This is a genomic window from Biformimicrobium ophioploci, from assembly GCF_030270605.1.
GTDB classification, from domain to species: domain Bacteria; phylum Pseudomonadota; class Gammaproteobacteria; order Pseudomonadales; family Cellvibrionaceae; genus Biformimicrobium; species Biformimicrobium ophioploci.
On sequence record NZ_BSYJ01000010.1, the window covers coordinates 1 to 3,700 of the forward strand.

General features: G+C 47.5%; 6 protein-coding genes. All 6 read right to left on the reverse strand.

Features of this window, described 5'->3' with window-relative positions:
- Positions 1-74: 74 nt before the first annotated feature.
- Positions 75-497, reverse strand: coding sequence for a DUF6334 family protein (locus tag QSJ80_RS15425; protein ID WP_285765364.1), 423 nt, complete (start codon positions 495-497; stop codon positions 75-77).
- Between the two features lie 123 nt (positions 498-620).
- On the reverse strand, positions 621-1,091 hold the full coding sequence (locus QSJ80_RS15430; protein WP_285765365.1) for an HAD family hydrolase: 471 nt from the start codon (positions 1,089-1,091) through the stop codon (positions 621-623).
- 128 nt (positions 1,092-1,219) lie between these two features.
- Positions 1,220-1,681: a hypothetical protein gene (locus tag QSJ80_RS15435; protein ID WP_285765366.1), complete on the reverse strand. Its 462-nt coding sequence runs from the start codon at positions 1,679-1,681 to the stop codon at positions 1,220-1,222.
- Between the two features lie 121 nt (positions 1,682-1,802).
- Positions 1,803-2,333 carry a hypothetical protein gene (locus QSJ80_RS15440; RefSeq protein WP_285765367.1) on the reverse strand — a complete coding sequence of 177 codons (531 nt, stop codon included), beginning with the start codon at positions 2,331-2,333 and terminating at the stop codon, positions 1,803-1,805.
- A gap of 153 nt (positions 2,334-2,486) precedes the next feature.
- Positions 2,487-2,741: a DUF2164 domain-containing protein gene (locus tag QSJ80_RS15445; protein ID WP_285765368.1), complete on the reverse strand. Its 255-nt coding sequence runs from the start codon at positions 2,739-2,741 to the stop codon at positions 2,487-2,489.
- Between the two features lie 131 nt (positions 2,742-2,872).
- Complete coding sequence (locus QSJ80_RS15450) at positions 2,873-3,142, reverse strand: hypothetical protein (protein ID WP_285765369.1); 270 nt, start codon at positions 3,140-3,142, stop codon at positions 2,873-2,875.
- Between the last annotated feature and the right edge of the window lie 558 nt (positions 3,143-3,700).

Consider the following 3,700-nt stretch of genomic DNA (forward strand, 5'->3'; position numbering starts at 1 on the left):
CTGCGCGACATAGCGATGCAGAGCTTTTGTGTAAAAATGTGAGCGCAGCGAACATCACAAAAGCGAAGCAAAGCTTATGGAGTCGGCTGCAGCCATTTGTTATGGCTCTCTGCTACGCTGTATACGCTGATTTGCGACCCAATCACCATCAGCTGAACGATGATCTCTCCATCCGAGACGGTATTAGCAAAAGAATACTGGAGACCATCAGCATAACCCTGATGATTTCTTAGATCCCAAACCCACAATGCCCCTCTTCCCAACACCAGACTCCACGGCTCTAAATTACCTAGATGAACTGGTACACAATCCTCATCTGGAGGAAGAGCTTTGATACTAATCTCATCAAACTCAGGAATGGCCTCTTGAAACACCCTACCGTGTTCGAAAACAAACTCCAGAGAAATCAACATCTCAGTAATACCGTCATCCTCTAGAAAATGACCAATTACATCTTCTAACCTTCCGAGTTCGTTACATATAGTGTATGAATCCATTCTCTAGAGCCATAACGCCTGGCTCAGCGCGACATAGCGACGCTGAGCTTTTGTGTAAAAATGTGAGCGCAGCGAACATCACAAAAGCGAAGCAAAGCTTATGGAGTCGGCTGCAGCCATTTGTTATGTGTTGAGCTCAGACAACGTACTGATCTGGCGCACTAGCGGATGCGAATGCTCCAGGCCACCGGAATGCAGCCAGTATGCCCGCAGACCAATGGCAACTGCCGGCTCAACATCTTTTTCCCAGCTATCTCCGACTACAGCCACAGACTCCTTTGGCTTACCGAGAACTTCTAAAATTGCCGGCAGAAAAGCAGCTGAGCCCTTCTCAACGCCAACGTTCCGCTGGCAGAAGTAACCGCTAATATAGCGGTCAAGCTCCACGCGCTGGAAAGCCAATTCAATTTCTTGTGGCGTTGAGTCTGCGGCGCCAGTTGCGATATATATTTCTGCCTCAGCTGCTAGTTTTTCTAGCGCGGGAACCGCACCTTCAACGGCCTCAACCTTTTCCCAGAGGTACATCTTTCCAGAGGCACTGGGGAAGTCCACCATAAGAGTATCACCCCAATCAAATAGGAGTACCTCTGCCATTATTCCTCCGAACACATAACGCCCGCGTAAGGCGCGACTAGCGGCGCGCCGCTTTTTTTTTAAATTGTGAGCGCAGCGAACAACAAAAAAGCGAAGCAAAGCTTACGGAGTCGCCCTTCACGCGCTTGTTAGAGTTTATACTGAAGCACTCTGACAAAATGTGCCCCCTGCTCAGACTGACCAACGCCCAGAGCTACCCAAGAATCCTTTAGCATCCACACGTAGGATTTATCTTCAACTTTTGTCTCAACGATGCAGCATCCGAGCTTCTGCTCTAAAATATTAACGAGCTCAATATACTTATTTCGGGCCGCGGGACCGGAATGAAAGTCTACCTGAACCATTTCAAGCTCAAGAGCTTCTTCACCACAAATATGTGTTACTTCCGCATCCAATCCATGGAACATGCCTTGGTATAGGAAACCAGGCATTCCCTCGTATTGCATTTCATGTACCAAAGTAGATCCATTCCCAACCTCAATGGATGCTGCCTCAGCACAACTAATTGGCATTGCAACACCTCGGATATGGGAATGAGCCGAAGGAACCACCATAAAAAGAAAGATCAAAAAACAAACTACGTTTTTCATTCAAAAACTCTAACGCCTGGCTCAGCGCGACATAGCGACGCAGAGCTTTTGTGTGAAAATGTGAGCGCAGCGAACATCACAAAAGCGAAGCAAAGCTTATGGAGTCGGCTGCAGCCATTTGTTACGTTTCAGCCCTCAAGACAGCGATAACTCTGGAGAGGTCTTGCTTACCCAAGCCGTCTATACATAGAGCAAATTCCAGGCTTGCCAGAGCGTTACAATATTTCATGCCCTGCCTTTGAGCTGCGATACTAGGATCTGCACCTAAGGCTACTAGCAACTCTACCAGCTCCGGCGAGTTAGCCAAAATTGCCCCGTTTAAAGCTGTATATCCATGGGACATAGCGTCTATATCAGCACCATGCTCAATAAAACGCTGTACCAGAAAAAGGACCTCCTGGTTTTTGTAACCCTCTAAGTCAAAAGCAGTGGCCAGATATGGTATGGCCGGCGATCCCTCTACCAATTGCCCGGCTAAGGAGTATTCAGTTAGCTCTAGGTACGCGGTAGCTGCAAAGTCCGGTACTTGCCTATACGCATCTTCTGAAATTATGGCCAAAATTGGCCGCGATGGGTCTGCACTTAAGAACCACCCCAAATAGACGCTATAGCAAAAACCAAAGGTAGCTAAGGCAGCAATTATCTTCTTCATGCTCTAAAGAAACGTAACGCCTGGATAAGGGGCGCCGCACCGGCGCGCCACTTTTGTGTTAATTTGCGAGCGACGCGAGCAACACAAAAGTGAAGCAAAGGTTTAGGCGTCGCCTTCATTCATTTGTTATGTGAGCCCACTCCGATCTACGGGCTACTTTCTATAGTCCGTTGGACGCTCAAGCTCATATATGGAATCTGCCAGCTCATCTACCTTCTTTGAGAAAAGCGCCTGAGCATCATAGAGACCCCGGTTATAGAAATAGGCTCCAATCTCTTCTGAAAAGAAATCTATGAGGAATTCCGCATCAAAATTGCCTATATCTTGATCCAGCTCCTCCGCAAAGTAGATCTTTACCTTCTGTACGATCTGCCTCTTTTCTTCTTCAGTGAACTTAAGCTTTTCCATATCTTTCCGAAAGGATCACATAACGCCTGGCTCAGCGCGACATAGCGACGCAGAGCTTTTGTGTGAAAATGTGAGCGCAGCGAACATCACAAAAGCGAAGCAAAGCTTATGGAGTCGACTGCAGCCATTTGTTATGTATTCCCCTGCTTGGTAAGTGCATTTTTTCTTCTATGTAGTTTCAAAAACCAGACTGCCTCCACTACCGAAAGGCAGGCACCTACTGCTACGAGCAAATATGCATTATTGATGTCATTCAAGAACGGATGAAATGCATTTCCATTAGCACCAAAAACGCCATAAAGCCCCAGGCCGAGTGCTATTGTCCCTGGCAGCCCCAACATCTGGACTTTGATCATATCTTTATTGATCTGCGCCAACTCTTCTTCAGCATTTCGAAACATAAATCTCCAACCCTAAAAATACATAACGCCTGGCTCAGCGCGACATAACGGCGCAGAGCTTTTGTGTAAAAATGTGAGCGCAGCGAACATCACAAAAGCGAAGCAAAGCTTATGGAGTCGGCTGCAGCCATTTGTTATGGGCCTGCGGTACGGAAACCTACAGTTCCAAGTATTCCCGTACCCCTATCATTATTTTTGCTACAGCCAAATCATGCTCACTCTGTGAGCTAAGCCCCATGCTGGTTTTGGCGAGCTCTGTCAGATGAGCGGCAACACTTTCTGGAGACTCACCCTCCAGCACCAACTGGAAGATTTTGGGCAAATATGAGCGATACTCATCCCTTCCCAAGCAGTCACTATTAATGCCGATAGGATCCCACTTATAGAAGAGGATCTCATCTAGCCTCTCATACAACTCCAGCTGTTTCTTTGTTAATTTGGCACCCATCTAGCTCAGGATCCATAACGCCCGCGTAAGGCGCGACTAGCGGCGCGCCGCTTTTGTGTAAAAATGTGAGCGCAGCGAACAGCACAAAAGCGAAGCAAAGCTTACGGAGT